The 16,587-nt window shown below is 65.6% G+C and carries 18 protein-coding genes; 10 read left to right on the top strand and 8 right to left on the bottom strand.

The genetic code is table 11. From position 1 onward, the window contains the following. Nucleotides 1-101: 101 nt before the first annotated feature. The 3 genes from EXV95_RS10830 to EXV95_RS10820 form a co-directional block, all read right to left on the bottom strand. Entirely contained in the window at nt 102-1,283 is a 1,182-nt protein-coding gene (locus tag EXV95_RS10830; RefSeq protein WP_176886812.1) for a helix-turn-helix transcriptional regulator, read from the bottom strand. Nucleotides 1,284-1,408: 125 nt separating this feature from the next. After that, entirely contained in the window at nt 1,409-2,209 is an 801-nt protein-coding gene (locus tag EXV95_RS10825) for a DUF3667 domain-containing protein (protein ID WP_176886811.1), read from the bottom strand. A 168-nt stretch (nt 2,210-2,377) separates the two neighbouring features. Next, a complete protein-coding gene (locus EXV95_RS10820; protein ID WP_176886810.1) occupies nt 2,378-2,839 on the bottom strand; it encodes an IPTL-CTERM sorting domain-containing protein in 462 nt (153 codons plus the stop codon). A gap of 319 nt (nt 2,840-3,158) precedes the next feature. On the opposite strand from EXV95_RS10820, the gene EXV95_RS10815 reads away from it, so the two are divergent. From EXV95_RS10815 to coaD, 6 genes are all read left to right on the top strand, one after another. Further along, nucleotides 3,159-4,382: a helix-turn-helix transcriptional regulator gene (locus EXV95_RS10815; RefSeq protein WP_255484977.1), complete on the top strand. Its 1,224-nt coding sequence runs from the start codon at nt 3,159-3,161 to the stop codon at nt 4,380-4,382. 93 nt (nt 4,383-4,475) lie between these two features. Beyond that, nucleotides 4,476-4,838, top strand: a complete 363-nt coding sequence (locus EXV95_RS10810) for a hypothetical protein (RefSeq protein ID WP_121420934.1) — start codon at nt 4,476-4,478, stop codon at nt 4,836-4,838. Between the two features lie 210 nt (nt 4,839-5,048). Further along, nucleotides 5,049-5,840 (top strand): HupE/UreJ family protein, encoded by a 792-nt coding sequence (locus EXV95_RS10805; RefSeq protein ID WP_176886808.1) that lies wholly within the window; start codon nt 5,049-5,051, stop codon nt 5,838-5,840. Nucleotides 5,841-5,901: 61 nt separating this feature from the next. Further along, entirely contained in the window at nt 5,902-6,252 is a 351-nt protein-coding gene (locus EXV95_RS10800) for a DUF6488 family protein (RefSeq protein ID WP_176886807.1), read from the top strand. Nucleotides 6,253-6,255: 3 nt separating this feature from the next. Beyond that, complete coding sequence (locus EXV95_RS10795) at nt 6,256-7,308, top strand: DMT family transporter (RefSeq protein ID WP_255484976.1); 1,053 nt, start codon at nt 6,256-6,258, stop codon at nt 7,306-7,308. Between the two features lie 131 nt (nt 7,309-7,439). After that, on the top strand, nt 7,440-7,940 hold the full coding sequence (gene coaD, locus EXV95_RS10790) for a pantetheine-phosphate adenylyltransferase (RefSeq protein ID WP_055395514.1): 501 nt from the start codon (nt 7,440-7,442) through the stop codon (nt 7,938-7,940). 85 nt (nt 7,941-8,025) lie between these two features. On the opposite strand, the gene EXV95_RS10785 is transcribed toward coaD, so the two are convergent. Beyond that, nucleotides 8,026-8,964 (bottom strand): LysR family transcriptional regulator, encoded by a 939-nt coding sequence (locus EXV95_RS10785; protein WP_176886806.1) that lies wholly within the window; start codon nt 8,962-8,964, stop codon nt 8,026-8,028. 200 nt (nt 8,965-9,164) lie between these two features. Here EXV95_RS10785 and lysA point away from each other — a divergent pair, with 200 nt between their 5' ends. Continuing rightward, complete coding sequence (gene lysA / locus EXV95_RS10780; protein WP_176886805.1) at nt 9,165-10,418, top strand: diaminopimelate decarboxylase; 1,254 nt, start codon at nt 9,165-9,167, stop codon at nt 10,416-10,418. Between the two features lie 478 nt (nt 10,419-10,896). Beyond that, nucleotides 10,897-11,583, top strand: a complete 687-nt coding sequence (locus tag EXV95_RS10775; protein WP_121420928.1) for a long-chain N-acyl amino acid synthase — start codon at nt 10,897-10,899, stop codon at nt 11,581-11,583. 29 nt (nt 11,584-11,612) lie between these two features. On the opposite strand, the gene EXV95_RS10770 is transcribed toward EXV95_RS10775, so the two are convergent. From EXV95_RS10770 to EXV95_RS10755, 4 genes are all read right to left on the bottom strand, one after another. After that, the gene (locus EXV95_RS10770; protein ID WP_176886804.1) at nt 11,613-12,626 is read right to left on the bottom strand and encodes an NAD(P)H-dependent glycerol-3-phosphate dehydrogenase; all 1,014 of its coding nucleotides are present in this window, start codon (nt 12,624-12,626) and stop codon (nt 11,613-11,615) included. A 220-nt stretch (nt 12,627-12,846) separates the two neighbouring features. Further along, nucleotides 12,847-13,305, bottom strand: a complete 459-nt coding sequence (gene secB, locus EXV95_RS10765) for a protein-export chaperone SecB (RefSeq protein ID WP_055395502.1) — start codon at nt 13,303-13,305, stop codon at nt 12,847-12,849. 108 nt (nt 13,306-13,413) lie between these two features. Further along, nucleotides 13,414-13,671 carry a glutaredoxin 3 gene (grxC, locus tag EXV95_RS10760; RefSeq protein WP_015015481.1) on the bottom strand — a complete coding sequence of 86 codons (258 nt, stop codon included), beginning with the start codon at nt 13,669-13,671 and terminating at the stop codon, nt 13,414-13,416. A 77-nt stretch (nt 13,672-13,748) separates the two neighbouring features. Then, nucleotides 13,749-14,156, bottom strand: a complete 408-nt coding sequence (locus EXV95_RS10755) for a rhodanese-like domain-containing protein (protein WP_121420926.1) — start codon at nt 14,154-14,156, stop codon at nt 13,749-13,751. A gap of 87 nt (nt 14,157-14,243) precedes the next feature. Here EXV95_RS10755 and gpmA point away from each other — a divergent pair, with 87 nt between their 5' ends. Together gpmA and EXV95_RS10745 are read left to right on the top strand one after the other, a co-directional pair. Then, nucleotides 14,244-14,987 carry a 2,3-diphosphoglycerate-dependent phosphoglycerate mutase gene (gene gpmA, locus EXV95_RS10750; RefSeq protein ID WP_055395498.1) on the top strand — a complete coding sequence of 248 codons (744 nt, stop codon included), beginning with the start codon at nt 14,244-14,246 and terminating at the stop codon, nt 14,985-14,987. A gap of 121 nt (nt 14,988-15,108) precedes the next feature. Continuing rightward, nucleotides 15,109-16,545, top strand: coding sequence for a S41 family peptidase (locus tag EXV95_RS10745; RefSeq protein WP_055395496.1), 1,437 nt, complete (start codon nt 15,109-15,111; stop codon nt 16,543-16,545). The last annotated feature ends 42 nt before the right edge of the window (nt 16,546-16,587 follow it).

The following is a 16,587-nucleotide window of genomic DNA, read 5'->3' as shown; positions in this document are numbered from 1 at the left end:
GAGCAAGGGCCGCCCCGCAGTGAGGGCCGCGTCCCCCTGCCCGCATGGCGCAGCCATGCGAGAGCGGGGGGAATGCACCGAAGGCGACTCAGGGGGGTGTCTCATGCCGTCACCAGTGCCGCCACGCGCAGCACGCGCTGGGCCAGTTCGGCCTGGCCGCGTGTGCCGGTCTTGGCGTACAGGCTGGCCAGCTGGGAGCGCACGGTGGGCATCTTCACGTGCCGGTTGTCGGCCATTTCGCGCGGGGTCATGCCCTGCAGCAGCAGGGGCAGCAGGGCGGCTTCGGCAGGCGTCAGGCCATAGAGCGCGCTGCACACCGACACCGTGGCGCCCGCGTGGGGCGGCGCCTCGGGCACCAGGATGAACTGGGCCAGCGGCTCGGCGGCGGGCCCCGGACCATTGCGCAGCGGCGCTGCCAGGGCCACCAGCGTCCCCGGCGCGGTGTCGTTCTGGGTCTGCAGCCGGGCCGAGACGGGCGAGCGTGTGCTCAGGCTGGCGGTGAGCAGTGGCGTCAGCCCGGGGTGGATCTGCGCCAGCTGCAAGGGCTGGCGCGCCTGCCAGCCCGTGGCGTTGCGCAGCAGGATGCGGCATTCGTCCTCCACCCCCAGCCAGGCGCGGGCGTGTTCGTTCAGGTAGCGCACCTCGCCACGCTGGTTCACATGCATCAGCCCCAGCGGCAGCTGGTCCAGCGTGCGCTCCAGCGCACTGCTGTGGCGGCGGGCCTGCTGCAGGCGGCGCTGGGCGCGCATGAGGCTGCGCACCCAGGGCGTCACGGCGCGCAGCCGGGCAAATTGTTCGGGCGTGAACTCGTTCTGGCCCAGGTCGTTGTACATCGCCAGCACGTGCATGCCCGCCTCGGGCGAGGCCTCCACGATGCTGTTGACCATGGCATCGATGCCCAGGGGCTTGAGGTAGTCGGCATAAAACGCGCCACGGCGCAGGGCTGGGGTGCTGACGAGCTGCTGGCTCAGCGAACCGCCGCGTGCCAGCGCCTCACCCTGCTGGCGCACGAGCGCCTCGCTCCACGCATCGCTGCCCTGGATCAGGTTCGCATAGCGCGCCAGAAAATCATCGGGCATGCCCCATTGGTAGGCGGCCAGCGGGTCGTCCGAGCCGGGCAGGGGGCAAAACAGCACCACCTTGTGGCTGCCCAGGGATTCGCCCACGCGGTGCAGCAGGCGCTCCACCATGCCGGGCTCGCCCAGGGCCTCCAGGCTTTCGGCCATCAGGGTCTCGAAACCCGGTATTCCCACAGGCTGCGGGTCCCGCTCTTCACCGCTCAATGGGTGCTCCTCATCAGGTTGAATGAACTGCGCCGGATGGTAGGGTTGATGCCTGCGCCGCAACATCATTCAGGTGAAGGATGTGGCTGCGGCCCGACAGGTTTTCATGAACTTGTTCACGCTTTTCACGCGCCCATTTGCCACAGCACGAGTTCGACCACTGCGCGGGCATAAAGCTGGGTGGCCTGCCACTTGAGCGCCGCGAACAGCGCACCGGCCAGCAGCAGCCGCCAGCCATCGCGCCGCCAATCCAGCACCAAAAACTGCCGCAGCGCCACCATGAGCATCAGCGTCTGCAGCGCCGTCATGTACCAGGGAGACCAGGCCTTGTGCCACCTGAACAGCTCGGGCGACGGCGCCAGCACCAGCGGCAGCTGGTTGACCATCTGCAGCGCGATGAACACCGCCTGGCAGTACAGTGCCAGGGTCAGCAGCTCGGCCACGTTGTAGCCCCACCGGCGGAACACCAGCCACATGCTGGCAAAGGCCGCCACCGCGCCCAGCGAAAACGACCACTTGGAGTAGCCTGTGACGAGCTCAAACATCCGCTGCGCCGCTTCGCTGGGCAGCTCGGGCCGCAAGTAGTCGGTGTGGCCCAGCACGATCAGCAGGAAGCCGATGGCCAGGCACAGTAGGGTCAGCGGGTGGGGGTGGTCCTTGCGCTGGCCCAGCACGTATTCGCGTGCGGTGGTGCCGGGCTGGGGCAGCACGCGCAGTGCGTTGCGGAGGGTGTTCCATTCAAACCAGCGAAAACGCTCCCACGCTTCCTTGCGCACGGTGCTGCTGCCCATGCGCGCGGCCTTCTTCTGACCGCACTGCGCGCAAAACGGGCCAGAGAGCGCTGCGCCGCAGTTCAGGCAGGCCTGGGTGTCGAACAGCGCGTCGCTGACGGTGGTGGGAGTGGGCTGGGGCGGACGGGGAATCACAAGGAAGGAACGGCGCAGGCCGGGCTGGGGTGGGCTGCGGATCGTAGGCTGTGGCCCGGCAGCCGCCATCGTTCACATGAACGACGATGAGCGACGGCGCTGCGTGGATTTGCTATGTTTTTTGTGGCTATTGGCGCTTGATGGATAAGCGCTAGTGCCCAATAGGTCCTAAAACTTCTTGCGACGCAGTGCCCCCATGCCCAGCGTGGCCGCCGCGAGCGACAGCATGATCAGCGCCCATTCACCCAGGGTGGGCACGGCGGTGGCGCCGACGGGGGGAACGTTGGGCGCGTTCACCGTGAAGTCGCAGGTGGCCGTGGGTGGGTTGGCGGGCCGGGGGCCCACCTGGTACAGCCAGGTGTTGGGGCGGGCCGGGTCATCGACCATGCGGACGTTGCCGCCGCAGTTGCCGCGGACCGTGCTGCCCACTGGGAGTGGCGGCGAAACGGCGCAGACCTGTTGGGGGCCGGGCACCGGGAAATCGGTGCAGGTGATGGTGAACGCGCCGGGCGGGTTGCTGATGGTGTTGATGGTGGCCCACTGGGCCTGGGCGCTTCCTGCGGCCAGGCAGGCGCTGATGAACACGGAGCGGAACAGGGCAACGCGGAAAATGCGGCGGCGGAGTTTCATGGGTGCGAGGCTTGGAAAAAAATGGACCATGCCGCCCGCTGGCGCGAGCGGCGACACGCAGGGACTGTAGAAAGCCCCGGCGCCCTTGCCCATCCGCTACCTGGAGGAGCCTCGCTCGCTATGTTCTCATTCGGGTAGATGATGACGGCAGCCAGGGGCGGCTCCTACGATCCGCCGCTTTCTATGAAACACATGGCCTGTGCGAAGCCGGGTGCCTGCGTCCGGCCCGCCTGCCTGCCTTTTGCAAAGGGTAACGGGTAGGGGGCAAACGCTGGGGCAGCATTCCGGCGGGCGCAGGCTCTGCATAAAGGGAATGGGTTTGCATCCTGCTTTTTGCGATCTGCTGGCATCGGTGTCGGACGGCACCCGGTTTGGCGACGCGCTGGCCCGCTACGCCGCCAGCTTTCGCGCGGACCTGCTCGGCGGCGCCTTTCTGGCCAGCGATCTGGACCAGCTGGCGCAGTGGGGCGCGGAATTTGCCGCGCACCCCGAGGTGGACTACTGGCTGCAGTCGCCATCGAGCGACGGCGCACCCGCGCTGCTGGCGATGGGCGTGACGCCCGAGGCGGCGCAGCGCTATGCCACGCACTTTCGCCTGCAAGACCCGCTGTGGGACGACGCCATGGCGCAGCGAGCGCGCACGGGCCCGTCGGGCACCTGGGTGGCCACGGACGCGCCCGTGCACGCCACGCGCGGCTTTCGCCGCAGCGAGATCTACAGCGACTTCCTGCGCGAGTACGGCATCGGCACCCGCATGTTTGGCGGCAGCCAGGGCGCGTCGCACCCGGTGGGCAATTTGTTCATGTCGGTGTACCGCCAGGGGGACGACGAGGGCTTCACACCGGAGGAAGTCGCGCGTTTTCGCGCAGAGTTTGGCGGCGTGCAGCGCGCGGCCTTTCTGCACCGCGAGATGGTGGCGCTGCGTGCGCGCACCCAGGGCCTGGAGTCGTTGATGGAGCAGATGCCCATGGGCCTGCTGTTCTTTGACACCGCCGGCCGCCTGCTGCACGCCAATGCACGCGCCCGGCTGCTGAGCGCCCGGCCCGAAAGCGTCGCCCTGCGCACGCTGCTGCGCAGCCCGGTGCTGGCCAGCACGGCCGATGCCGCGCTGCGCGCGCTGTTCCAGCAATCGCTGCAGGGCCGCAGCGGCTGTGTGGAGCTGCCCGGCACCGAGGGCGGCTTGCTGCTGGTGACGCTGCCCCTGAGCGATCTGGCTGCGCTGGGCCTGTGCCACCGCGCGCCGGGCGTCGCCTGGGTGGTGCTGGAGCGCAGCCTGTGCAGCGAGGCTGCCGTGGCTCTGGCCCGCCAGGCCTATCGCCTGAGCCCGTCCGAGGCCGACCTGCTGCTGGCGCTGATGCGCGGCCAGACCCCGCAGGATTTTGCGGACGCACGCGGCTCGCGCATCTCGACCGTGCGCACGCAGATGAGCGCGCTGCTGGCCAAGACGCGCACCCAGCGCCAGCAGGATCTGGTGGCGCTGGTGGCCCGGCTGATGCTGCTGGCGCCGGGCAACCTGGCACTGCAGGGGATTGCGGTGGTGTGACGGCCCTTCGCAAAGGGGGCGTGGGGGCGGTCCACGCCCTATAGGCAGCCAGGGGCTACACGGCGCGGGGCAGGTGCCCCATACAATCTTTCCGTGACCAGCAAGCGCCGAGCCCTTTTCCTGCTGATTGCCATGGTCTGGCAGGCGCTGGCGTGGCTGTCGCCTGTCCACGTCGACCACCAGAAAGAGGTCATCGCTCACATGGTGGTGCATGCGCAGGAGGTGGGCCACCACCACCATGCCGACCAGACCCTGCACCTGGAAGCTGATGGCAGCGAGCCGCCCCATCAGCATGCGCACCAGGCGGTGCAATTGCCTGGTTTGCTGCCCGCGATGGCTCTTGTTGCCAGCGATCCCGTCCCCTCAGTGTTGGTGCCCCACGCGGTTCCGGGGCACGCATCGGTCTTTTTAGACGGCCCCTTGCGTCCTCCGCAGCGCAGCACTTTTTGGGCCTGACAGGCCTGCGCGGCGGTTGCTGAGGACCGTCGCTGTGCTGGTGTTCCACCAGCGATCCCTGCCTTTTTGTTTCCTTGCTTTTTCTTTCCGGCTTGCTGGCTACGCCAGAGGCGGCGTTGCGGCGCTCTGGATGCAGTTCCGAAGGAGCTGGTCTGCCACTGCGTCGCACCACGCAAGCTTGTCTTCACCCGCACACAGGGCTCTTGAACCATGACCCGAATGATTTCCCATCGCCTGGTGGCATTGCTGCTGCTGGGCTTTGTCCCGCTGCTGGGCTTTGCGCACGGTATTTCCGAGGAGGACCGCCAGCGCATGCTCGATGGCGGCTACCTGCAGTACGTCGGCCTGGGCGCCAGCCACATGCTGACGGGCTACGACCACCTGCTGTTTCTGTTGGGGGTGGTATTTTTCCTGACCACGTTCAAGGAGGTGGCCAAGTTCGTGACGGTCTTCACCGTGGGCCACTGCATCACACTGGTGTTTGCCACGTACTTCCAGATCACCTGGAACTACTACCTGGTCGATGCCACCATTGCTGCAAGCGTGATCTACAAGGGTTTTGACAACAACGGCGGATTTCAGCGGGTGTTTGACATGCAGTCGCCGAACCTTTTGGGCGCTGTGTTCATTTTCGGATTGCTGCATGGCTTTGGCCTGTCCACCCGGTTGCAGCAGTTGCCGCTGGGTGACGATCCGACCGCAATGCTGGGGCGCATCCTGAGCTTCAACGTGGGGGTGGAACTGGGCCAGGTCGCGGCGCTGGCTGTGATGGTGGCGCTGCTGGCCGCCTGGCGGCATAGGCCCTCCTTCCGGCGCTTTAGCCATGCTGCCAATCTGGCGCTGATTTATGCCGGTGTCTATCTGCTGTTCACGCAGCTACACGGTTACCAGCACGACACGGCGCCGGACAGTTTTCGCTTTCCCACCCAAGAACACCGCCATGTCCATGAGGACATGAATATCGAAAACACCCAGGATGACAGCCGCAACACCCTTCGGTGAATCTGCGCCTTTTTCTTTTTTCCCGTTTAGTTTTTACCTCCAAGTCTTCAAGGACCTCATCATGAAAAAGTCTCTCATCGCCACCATCGTTTTATCTGCCGCTGGCTGGGCACCCGCCGCCTACGCTGACAAGGGCAGCAGTTGCCACTTCCACGGGGCCAAGGCTGCGACCGAGTCCGTGGTGAGGGGTTGCGCCGACCAGCGCAAACAGGCGCTGGTCATGGCGGGCAAGCTGGACGCCTCGTGGTCTGCGGTCAAGCCGGAGAGTGTGGAAGCCGTCGAGGGAAAAAAGGGCAAGGAGTGGAAGTTGACCTTCAAGAACCCGGCGGTGGTGGACCCCAGCAAACAGACGCTGTACATGTTCTACAGCCTGCCGGGCAATTTCATTGCCGCTAATTTCACGGGCCAATAAGCCGTGTGGCGCGGTCTGGCGTCCCCTGCGCAGCGGGGCGGATTGCTTGCGTTGCTGGCTGCGGCCCTGTTCGGCCTGAGCACGCCACTGGTGCAGGGCTTTGGTGCTGGCGTGGGGCCGTTCACCACGGCGGCGCTGCTCTATGGTGGCGCTGCACTGGTGGCTGCGGTGATGCGCCGACCCGCCACGCGCGAGGCGCAGCTGCGCCGTGGAGACCTGCCGCGCCTGGTGGCCATGGCCAGCATGGGCGCTGTGGTGGGGCCGGTAGCGCTGGCGTGGGGCCTGCAGCGCACCAGCGGGTCCAGCGCGTCACTGATGCTGACGCTGGAGGCTGTGTTCACGGCCCTGCTGGCCTGGCGCTGGTACGGTGAAACGCTGGACAGGCGCGTCATCGTTGCCGTGGCGCTCTTGCTGGTAGGTGGCGTCGTGCTGGTGCTGGAACAAGGTCTGGTCGGCCAGGTTCAACTGCTCGGGCTGTTGGCCGTGACCGTGGCCACCATGGCATGGGGTATCGACAACACCCTGTCGAAGGGGGTTGCGGACCGTGATCCTGGCCAGGTGGTCCTGGTCAAGGCGGTGCTGGGCACGCTCGCGACGGTGCTGATGGGATGGCTATGGAACGAGCCGGTGCCGGGTCTGGGTCCGGCGCTGGCCTTGTTGGCCGTGGGTGCCACGGGCTACGGCCTGAGCTTGCGCTTTTACCTGCTTGCGCAACGGGCGTTCGGGGCGGCTCGCACAGGTTCTGTCTTCGCTTTTGCTCCGTTCATTGGTGCCTTGGGTGCTTTCGTGCTCGGCGACCGCTCAGGATCGTGGTTGATGGGGGTGGGCGGTCTGTTGATGGTCTGTGGCGTGGTGCTGCATCTAGCGGAGCGGCACGAACATGCGCATGTGCATGAGTCCCTGGAGCACGAGCATGCACACACCCATGACGACGGTCACCACACGCACACCCATGACGTGATGCCCTCTGGCTCGCACAGCCATTGGCACCATCATGCTCCGGTAGAGCACACCCATCCCCACGTGCCCGATGCGCACCATGGGCATTCGCACTGACTTCACTGAACAGGGATTCATGTTGCACTGCACGCATAATGCGCGCACGCGGCCTGGCGCCCCGGAAAGAGCGTGAACGCCTTTCGGGGGCCGGGCCAACGACCCTTCCGCCAGACAGGAGACAACCAGCCATGGCCCAGAACGTGCTCGCCGTTTACCCCGGAACCTTTGACCCCATCACGCTGGGCCATGAAGACGTGGTGCGCAGGGCCACCCAGTTGTTTGAACGTGTGATCGTGGCCGTGGCTGCAGGCCACCACAAGAAGACCCTGTTCACCTTGGAAGAACGCATCGACATGGTCCGCGAGGCGGTCAAGAACTACCCACAAGTGCAGGTCGAGGCCTTCTCGGGCCTGCTGCGCGACTTTGTGGTGGAGCGGGGCGGCAAGGCCATGGTGCGTGGCCTGCGCGCCGTGACCGACTTTGACTACGAGTTCCAGCTGGCGGGCATGAACCGCAGCCTGATGCCGCAGGTGGAAACCGTGTTCCTCACCCCCAGCGACAAGTACCAGTTCATCAGTAGCACCTTTGTGCGCGAGATCGCCGTGCTCGGCGGCGAGGTGACCAAGTTTGTGTCGCCCTCGGTGGAGCAGCGACTGGCCGAGAAGGTGCGCACGCTCACGCCGCCCTGATTTTTGGCAAAAACAGCCTCTGGCGCTTATCTGGTAAGCGCGGGATGCTATATAAATAGTAGCGAATTCTCTACAGCGGCAGTGGTCACGCCACGGCCTCCAGGCGGCGCGCCACCTCCGCTGCCTCGGCCCGCAGGGCCTCCAACATGGGCACCACCTCGGGCAGCGGTGGGCGGTACAGCGGCAGCACGGCCGCCACGCTGAACGGGATCGACAACGCGAGCCGCCGTACCACCAGCCGGCCATTGGCTGCGGCGGTCAGGGCCGTCAGCGGGTTGACGACGGCCAGCCCCAGGCCGTGCTCCACCATCGCGCACACGGCAGCCGCGCTATGGGTTTCCATGCGCAGTGTGCGAGGCACGGCGGCTTCGGCAAAGCGCGCGTCGATGATGCGGCGATAGGGGTCGTCGGCCGACAGGCTCACAAAGGGCTGGTCGGCAAAGTCCGCCAGCTGGAGCACAGGTTGCCGGGCCAGGGCGTGGCTTGCGGGCAGCACGGCCACTTCGTCCAGGGTGAGCAGCACCTCGGCGCGGGTGCCGGGCGGGGCGGCGGTCTGCTCGCACAGGCCCAGGTCAAAACGCTGGGCGCTCATCCATTCTTCGAGCAGCGGCGAATCCTGCGGTGTGACCGACAGGCGCGCGTGGGGCTGCCCCTGCATCAGCCGCGCCGCCGCGCCGGGCAGCAGCGCGTGCGCCAGCGCGGGCAGGCACAGCACCGCCAGCTGCACGGCGTCGGGCCGGCCCAGCGCCACGGCGCGGTCCACCACGCGCTCCAGCCCCTGCCACGAGCGCTGTACCTCGTCCCACAGGGCCAGTGCCCGCGCATTGGCGCGCAGGCGGCCCTGTATACGCTCGAACAGCGCATAGCCCAATAACGATTCAAGCCGGGCCAGCTCGCGGCTCACCGTGGGCTGCGAGCTGTGCAGCAGGTCGGCGGCGCCGGTGGCGCTGCCGGCGGTCATCACGGCGCGGAACACCTCGATGTGCCGGTGGGTGATGCGGTGGGCCAGTGCGGGGTCGGTCATGGGCAAAGCATATCCATATTGAATAGAAGATGTAAATCAAAGCATTCGACCAAATACCTTGGAAGGGGCATCATCCGCGCTTCCATTCAGTCATGACTTACGCAAAACAGGGTTCAGGCAAGCGGTTCACCCCAGGGCGAGGCGGTTGTTGCATCCCGATTTGCGTAAGTCCTATCAGTCTTTGTGCCTTCGGAGTCCCCATGTCCAACCCCTTCTCGCCCGCCCAGCTGTGGTCCCTGGCCGACCAGTTCGGCACCCCCTTGTGGGTGTATGACGCGGCCACCATCCGCCAGCGCATTGCGCAGGTGTCCAATTTCGAGACCATCCGGTTCGCGCAGAAGGCCTGCTCCAACATCCACATCCTGAAGCTCATGCGCGAGCAGGGCGTGAAGGTGGATGCGGTCTCGCGCGGCGAGATCCTGCGTGCGCTGGCGGCCGGCTACACGGCCGGCAAAGACGGGGAAGGGCCGTCGGAGATCGTCTTTACCGCCGACCTGTTCGACGCCGCCACGCTCGACTGCGTGGTCGAGCACGGCGTGCCCGTCAACGCAGGCTCGATCGACATGCTGCACCAGCTGGGCGCACGCTCGCCCGGCCATGGCGTCTGGCTGCGCATCAACCCCGGCTTTGGCCATGGCCACAGCAACAAGACCAACACCGGCGGCGAGCACAGCAAGCACGGCATCTGGCACACCGACCTGCCTGCAGCGCTGGCCGCGATCAAGCAGCACGGTCTGAAGCTGGTGGGCCTGCACATGCACATCGGCTCGGGCGTGGACTACAGCCACTTGCAGGAGGTGTGTGGTGCGATGGTCAACCTGGTGCGCACGGCGCATGCGGCCGGGCATGACCTGCACGCCATCTCGGCCGGTGGTGGCCTGTCCATCCCCTACCGCGGTGGCGACCCGGTGGTCGATACGCAGCATTACCACGGCCTGTGGGACGCCGCGCGCCAGCAGGCTGAGGCCATCGTGGGCCACAAGCTGGGCCTGGAGATCGAGCCCGGCCGCTATCTGGTGGCCGAATCCGGCGTGCTGCTGGGCCAGGTGCGCGCCACCAAGAACGCGGGCAACAACCACTTTGTGCTGGTCGATACCGGCTTCAATGAACTCATGCGCCCCTCGATGTACGGCAGCTACCACGGCATGAGCCTGCTGCGTCGCGATGGCTCGACGGCGGCAGAGCAACCCACGGTGGTGGCAGGCCCGTTGTGCGAATCGGGCGACGTGTTCACCCAGGGCGACGGCGGCGTGGTGCTGCCACGCGACCTGCCCGCCGCCCAGGTGGGCGATCTGCTGGTGATCCACGACACCGGGGCCTATGGCGCATCGATGTCCTCCAACTACAACACGCGTCCGCTGATTGCCGAGGTGCTCGTTGACGGTGGCCAGGCACGCCTGATCCGCCGCCGTCAGACGGTGGACGAACTGCTGGCGCTGGAACTGGGGCTTTGATCGTGCTGTGGGGCGGGCGCCGCTCCCACAGCCGGTAGGCGCGCGCCTACGGCCACGCGCCGTGCTGGCGCACACGGGCGGGAAAAGGAGGGCCATACAGTGAAATCACTTATCCCCTTCAACCCTTTTCAGGAGATCACTATGCCCATCATTGCCTGGCTGCTCGGCGTCCCACTGTCCGTTGTTCTGTTGCTCATGCTGTTCGGCGTGTTCTGATCCTGCCCCGCAAGGGGATTGCCAAAAAAGCCGCAGGGCGCCTATCCATGGTGCCCTGCGGCTTTTTTGCTGGGCATGCCTTTCGCCAAGGTCGTCCGTCCGTTCGTCCGCTTGCCATGCCAACCCGGGCTCCAGGGGACGAGAGAAGCCGCTAAGCTGGCCTTTCGCCCTGTTTTCAACGGAGCGACGAGGCCCCGGCTGCCTCGCGCCACGCACGGCGCGCGGGCGGGTAGAGGCCACTTTGCCCACCCCTGGAGCCGCCATGGACGCCGAAGAACAGACCATTGTCGAGCTGGCCTACCCCGGCGAGTACCTGAGCCGCCTGGGCTGTGCCGAAACCAAGACCTGCAAGATCCGTCTGTCCCGCAAGGGCCAGGGGCTGCTGGCCCGCATGTATGCCCGCAAGGGCTACAGCATGCAGGCCACCTTGTCGCACGACTGCGACCTGAGCAGCCTGGTGGTGCAGATTGATGGGCAGTCGCAGGGGACGATCTCGGTGCGCATGGACGACGGGCACCTGGCGGCCGAGGAGCAGTACCCCGAGTTCATCGCCGAACTGCGCCAGCGCGGCGCGCGCATCTGCGAAATGGGCAAGCTTGCAATGGACCCCGGGGTGCGTTCCAAGCATGTGCTGGGCGCCATCTTCCATATTGCGTGGATCGTGGCCTTCCGCGCCCGGCGCGCCACCGACATCGTCATCGAGGTGAACCCGCGCCACGCCCCGTTCTACCGGCGCATGCTGTGTTTTGACCAGATCGGCCCCGAACGCATGTGCGAGCGTGTGGGTGCGCCCGCCGTGCTGCTGCACATCGGCGCTGACAAGGGGCGCCGCCTCATCGACCAATTTGGCGGCCAGCCCAAGCTGGCCAGCGTGGAGCGCAGCTTTTACCCCTATTTCTTCCACCCCGACGATGAAGAGGGTCTGCTGCGGCGCCTGTCGGTGGGGTAGCCGTCAGGTCTTGCGCGGGGCCTCTACCGTCAGAGCTCGCCCCGGGGGCCGCGCCCCATGAGCTGCGCCACGGCCTCGGCAGGTTGCAGGCGGCCGTCGAGCAGGGCCACGGCGGCCTCGGCGATGGGCATGTCCACACCCAGGGTCTGTGCGCGCTGCACCACGGTGCGGGCGCTGTAGACGCCTTCCGCCACATGGCCCAGGGATTCCACCGCCTGCGCCAGGGTCTGGCCCTGTGCCAGCAGCATGCCCACGCGCCGGTTGCGCGACAGGTCGCCGGTGGCGGTCAGCACCAGGTCGCCCAGGCCGGACAGGCCCATGAAGGTGTCGGGCCGCGCGCCCAGCGCCAGGCCCAGCCGCGTCATCTCAGCCAGGCCGCGCGTGATGAGTGCGGCGCGGGCGTTGAGCCCCAGCGCCAACCCGTCGCACAGGCCGGTGGCAATGGCCAGCACGTTCTTCACCGCGCCGCCCACTTCCACGCCCACGATGTCTTCGTTGGCATACACGCGTACGCTCGGGCTGTGAAAGGCGTTGACCAGCGCATCGCGCACGGCCGCATGGGCGCTGGCGGCCACCAGGGCTGTGGGCTGCCCCAGGGCGACTTCCTGCGCAAAGCTCGGGCCGCTGAACACGCCTGCTATCAAATCAGGAGCTACTTGCGCTTGTACTTCGTGCGCCAGCAGCCCAAAAGATGCTGAGTTGGCACCGGCAGGCACCGCCTCGAAGCCCTTGCACAGCCAGGCCACAGGTGCCGTGCACCCGCGCAGCGCCAGGAGCATGCCGCGCAGGGCGGCCATGGGCGTGGCCACGATGACCAGGTCGGCACCGGGCAACAGTGCGCGGAAGTCGCCATCGACCACTGAGAGGGACGGGGGGAGGGCAATGCCCGGCAGGTAGCGGGCGTTTTGTGCCTGGGCGCGCATGCTTTGCGCCTGGGCTGCATCGCGGGCCCACAGTGTGACCGCGTGCCCGGCAGGGTGCTGGGCTGCGCTCATGGCGACCGCAGAGCCCCAGGCACCAGCGCCCAATACTATGATTTTCATAGCTGCTTGCGCTTATCTATCGGGCGGTAGAGGCCAAAAATAGCATTGATTTCAAGGGCCCACTGCGCTGTGCTTCGTCGGCCGTCCGGGGAACCGGCGTGGCCCAGGCGCGGTAGCCGCGGAACTGGCTTTGCCAGGCCGCTGGCTGCGTCCACCTCCCGTAGCGCGCAGCGCGACGAGAGAGGGGGAAGGCGCGAAGCGACTCAGGGGGCGTTTTACATCACTGCGTGATGATGGGCGAGGCTTGGCCGGCGGCCTGCGCTTGCTGCTGCTCGTACATGGCCTGGAAGTTGATTTCGGCCAGGTGGACGGGCGGGAAGCCAGCGCGGTTGATCACGTCGGCCACGTTGCCGCGCAGGTAGGGGTACACGATCTGGGGGCAGGCGATGCCCATGATGGGGCCCATCTGGTCTTCGGGCACGTTGCGGATTTCGAAGATGCCGGCCTGCTTGGCTTCGACCAGGAACACGGTCTTGTCCTTGATCTTGGTCTGCACGGTAGCCGTCACGGCCACTTCAAAGATGCCCTCGGCCACGGGAGTGGCTTCCACACCCAGCTGGATGTCCACGCTGGGTTGCTCTTGTTCGAGCAGGATGCCGGGGGAATTGGGTTGCTCCAGCGACAGGTCCTTGAGGTAGACGCGTTGGATCTGGAACACGGGGTTTTCTTGATCGGCCATGGTGAAGTCTCTTTGAGCTTACAAAATTGCTAGCAAAACAAAACCCGCCGGGGAGCAGCTCCCGCAGCGGGCACATGGGGCTGCATTATGCAGCGCCCGGGGAGGGGGTCAGGCGCCCAACAAGGGCATGAGCTCGCCACGGCTGTCCAGCGCCACCAGATCGTCGTGGCCGCCCACATGGGTGTCACCGATGTAAATCTGAGGCACCGTGCGGCGGCCGGTGATCTCCATCATGTGGCTGCGCGCGGCGGGGTCGGTGTCGATGCGGATCTCCTCGATCTGCTCCACACCCTTGGACTTGAGGATCTGCTTGGCCCGGATGCAGTAGGGGCAGACGGCGGTGGTGTACATCTTCACGGGTTGCATGGCGGACCTTCCTCTTTCTTCCTGTGGGGCTAAAAATCAGTGGCAAGACTATCGCGGACCCAATAACTGGGGGCGGATCAGGCTTTTTCCACAGGCAAGCTGGCTTCGCGCCAGGCCTTCAGGCCACCAGCGAGCGACTGGGCGTTTTCGTAGCCCAGCTTTTTGGCAATGGCGACGGCGCGGTTGGAGCGGGCGCCACTGGCACACACCAGCACCACGGGCAGGGCCTTGTTCTTGACCACGGTGGGCAGGCGCTCTTCGAGCTGGCCCAGGGGCACGTTCTTGGCTCCGTTCACGTGGCCGGCGGCGAATTCCTCGGTTTCGCAGACGTCGATGACCACCGCTTTTTCGCGGTTGATGAGCTGCACGGCGCGCGCTGGAGTCAGCGAGCCGCCACTGGCGTTCTTGAGGACCGGCCACAGCAACATGCTGCCCGAAGCCAGTGCAACGAGGAACAGATACCAGTTATCAATAATGAATTTCACGAAGCTTCCTTGGGTTGGCGAACAGCGTAATTCTAGAATGCTGGGTTTTGGCCCGCATTTTTTTGACCTGCCTTTCCTGGGGAAACCATGTACAAGCTCGTTCTGATTCGCCACGGCGAATCCACCTGGAACCTTGAAAACCGCTTTACCGGCTGGACCGACGTGGATCTCACGCCCACCGGTGTTTCCCAGGCCATGTCGGCCGGCAAGCTGCTCAAGGCCGAGGGCTACGAGTTCGACCTGGCGTTCACCAGCGTGCTCAAGCGCGCCATTCACACCCTGTGGTACACGCTGGACGAAATGGATTGCACCTGGCTGCCCGTGGTCAAGGACTGGCGCCTGAACGAGCGCCACTACGGTGCCCTGCAGGGCCTGAACAAGGCCGACATGGCCAAGCAGTACGGCGACGAGCAGGTGCTGGTGTGGCGCCGCAGCTATGACACCCCGCCGCCAGCGCTGGAAGCCACCGACCCCCGCAGCGAGCGCAGCGACCGCCGCTACGCCGCTCTGGCCGAAGGCAGCGTGCCGCTCACGGAATGCCTGAAGGACACCGTGGCCCGCGTGCTGCCGTTCTGGAACGATGCCATGGCACCGGCCATCCGATCAGGCAAGCGCGTGGTGGTCGCCGCGCACGGCAATTCCATCCGCGCGCTGGTGAAGTACCTGGACAACATCTCCGAGTCGGACATCGTGGGCCTGAACATTCCCAACGGAATCCCGTTGGTATATGAACTGGACGCCGACCTCAAGCCCATCCGCCACTACTATCTGGGCGATGCAGAAGCGGCTGCCAAGGCAGCTGCGGCAGTGGCATCGCAAGGCAAGGCGTAAAGCCTGGGTAAAGACGGGGAAAACCCGCCGATACCCTGTCTAAAGTGAGTGCCTGCGCGGAACTGCAGCGGGTTTGGTCCTTCCAAGGTGTATATTGGTTTTGAAGCGGTAAAGGTGTTGTATGGGCCACAAACTCAAAATTGCGGGATGGGTATCGGTTGGTGTCGTGGCTGGGGCTCTGACGACGGTTTCGTTGCAGACGGTCGCGCGTGGTGCGATGACTCCGCTGCCGCTGGAAGAAATCCAGCAGCTGTCGGCGGTGTTTGGCCTCGTAAAGACCGACTATGTCGAACCGGTGGATGACAAGAAGCTCATCACCGACGCCATCTCCGGCATGGTCGCCAGCCTGGACCCGCACTCCCAGTATTTCGACAAGAAGTCCTTCAAGGAATTTCGCGAAGGCACTTCGGGCCGTTTTGTGGGGGTTGGCATCGAAATCACCCAGGAAGACGGCTTGATCAAGGTGGTGTCGCCCATCGAAGGGTCTCCCGCCTTCCGCGCTGGCCTCAAGACCAATGACCTGATCACCAAGATCGACGAAACGGCGGTCAAGGGCCTGTCCCTGAACGATGCCGTCAAGCGCATGCGTGGCGAGCCCAACACCAAGGTCACGCTCACCATCTTCCGCAAGGACGAGAGCCGCACCTTCCCGGTCACCATCACGCGCGAAGAGATCAAGACCCAGTCCGTCAAGGGCAAGGTGGTGGAGCCCGGCTACGCCTGGATCCGCCTGTCGCAGTTCCAGGAGCGCACGGTCGATGACTTTGTGCGCAAGGTGGAAGAGGTCTACAAGCAGGAACCCAACCTCAAGGGCCTGGTGCTCGACCTGCGCAACGATCCCGGCGGCCTGCTGGATGCGGCTGTGGCCGTGTCGGCCGCGTTCCTGCCAGAAAACGTCACGGTGGTAACGACCAACGGACAACTGGCGGACAGCAAGGCCACTTACAAGGCCTCGCCCGACTTCTACCAGCGCCGTGGCGGGGGCGACCCGCTGCGCCGCCTGCCCGCAGCCCTCAAGTCCGTGCCACTCGTGGTGCTGGTGAATGAAGGCTCTGCGTCGGCCAGCGAGATCGTGGCGGGCGCCCTGCAGGACCACAAGCGCGCCACCATCATGGGCAGCCAGACCTTCGGCAAGGGCTCGGTGCAGACCGTGCGTCCGCTGGGGCCTGATACCGGCATCAAGCTCACCACCGCGCGTTACTACACCCCCAGCGGCAAGTCGATCCAGGCCAAGGGCATCGTGCCCGACGTGATGATCGACGAATCGGAAGAAGGCAACATCTTCGCTGCGTTGCGCATGCGCGAGGCCGATCTGGACAAGCACCTGGGCAGCGGTCAAGGCGAGGAAAAGAAGGATGAGGCCCGTGAAAAGGCCCGCGAAAGCGCCCTCAAGCGCATGGAAGAAGAAGCCAAAAAGCCTGCAGCAGAACGCAAGGCTCCAGAGTTCGGTTCGGACAAGGACTTCCAGCTCGTGCAGGCGCTCAACCAGCTCAAGGGCCGCCCCGTGCTGGTCAGCAAGACACTGACGGAACGCAAGGACGAAAAGAAAGAAAATTGAGCTTTCGCTCCCTGTGCTGAAGGCCGGATTTCCAGCGAAGTC

The organism is Acidovorax sp. JMULE5 (assembly GCF_013376875.1).
GTDB classification, from domain to species: domain Bacteria; phylum Pseudomonadota; class Gammaproteobacteria; order Burkholderiales; family Burkholderiaceae_C; genus Acidovorax; species Acidovorax facilis.
The sequence above is the reverse complement of the archived record's forward strand: the minus strand, read 5'-3'. Positions and strand labels throughout refer to the sequence as shown.

Excerpts from the sequence above, each read along its gene's own strand:
- gpmA (WP_055395498.1), top strand. The coding sequence starts at position 14,244 with ATGTACAAGCTCGTTCTGATTCGCCACGGCGAATCCACCTGGAACCTT.
- EXV95_RS10785 (WP_176886806.1), bottom strand. The coding sequence starts at position 8,964 with ATGACCGACCCCGCACTGGCCCACCGCATCACCCACCGGCACATCGAG.
- lysA (WP_176886805.1), top strand. The coding sequence starts at position 9,165 with ATGTCCAACCCCTTCTCGCCCGCCCAGCTGTGGTCCCTGGCCGACCAG.
- coaD (WP_055395514.1), top strand. The coding sequence starts at position 7,440 with ATGGCCCAGAACGTGCTCGCCGTTTACCCCGGAACCTTTGACCCCATC.
- EXV95_RS10805 (WP_176886808.1), top strand. The coding sequence starts at position 5,049 with ATGACCCGAATGATTTCCCATCGCCTGGTGGCATTGCTGCTGCTGGGC.
- EXV95_RS10775 (WP_121420928.1), top strand. The coding sequence starts at position 10,897 with ATGGACGCCGAAGAACAGACCATTGTCGAGCTGGCCTACCCCGGCGAG.
- EXV95_RS10745 (WP_055395496.1), top strand. The coding sequence starts at position 15,109 with ATGGGCCACAAACTCAAAATTGCGGGATGGGTATCGGTTGGTGTCGTG.
- grxC (WP_015015481.1), bottom strand. The coding sequence starts at position 13,671 with ATGCAACCCGTGAAGATGTACACCACCGCCGTCTGCCCCTACTGCATC.
- EXV95_RS10800 (WP_176886807.1), top strand. The coding sequence starts at position 5,902 with ATGAAAAAGTCTCTCATCGCCACCATCGTTTTATCTGCCGCTGGCTGG.
- EXV95_RS10820 (WP_176886810.1), bottom strand. The coding sequence starts at position 2,839 with ATGAAACTCCGCCGCCGCATTTTCCGCGTTGCCCTGTTCCGCTCCGTG.
- EXV95_RS10770 (WP_176886804.1), bottom strand. The coding sequence starts at position 12,626 with ATGAAAATCATAGTATTGGGCGCTGGTGCCTGGGGCTCTGCGGTCGCC.
- secB (WP_055395502.1), bottom strand. The coding sequence starts at position 13,305 with ATGGCCGATCAAGAAAACCCCGTGTTCCAGATCCAACGCGTCTACCTC.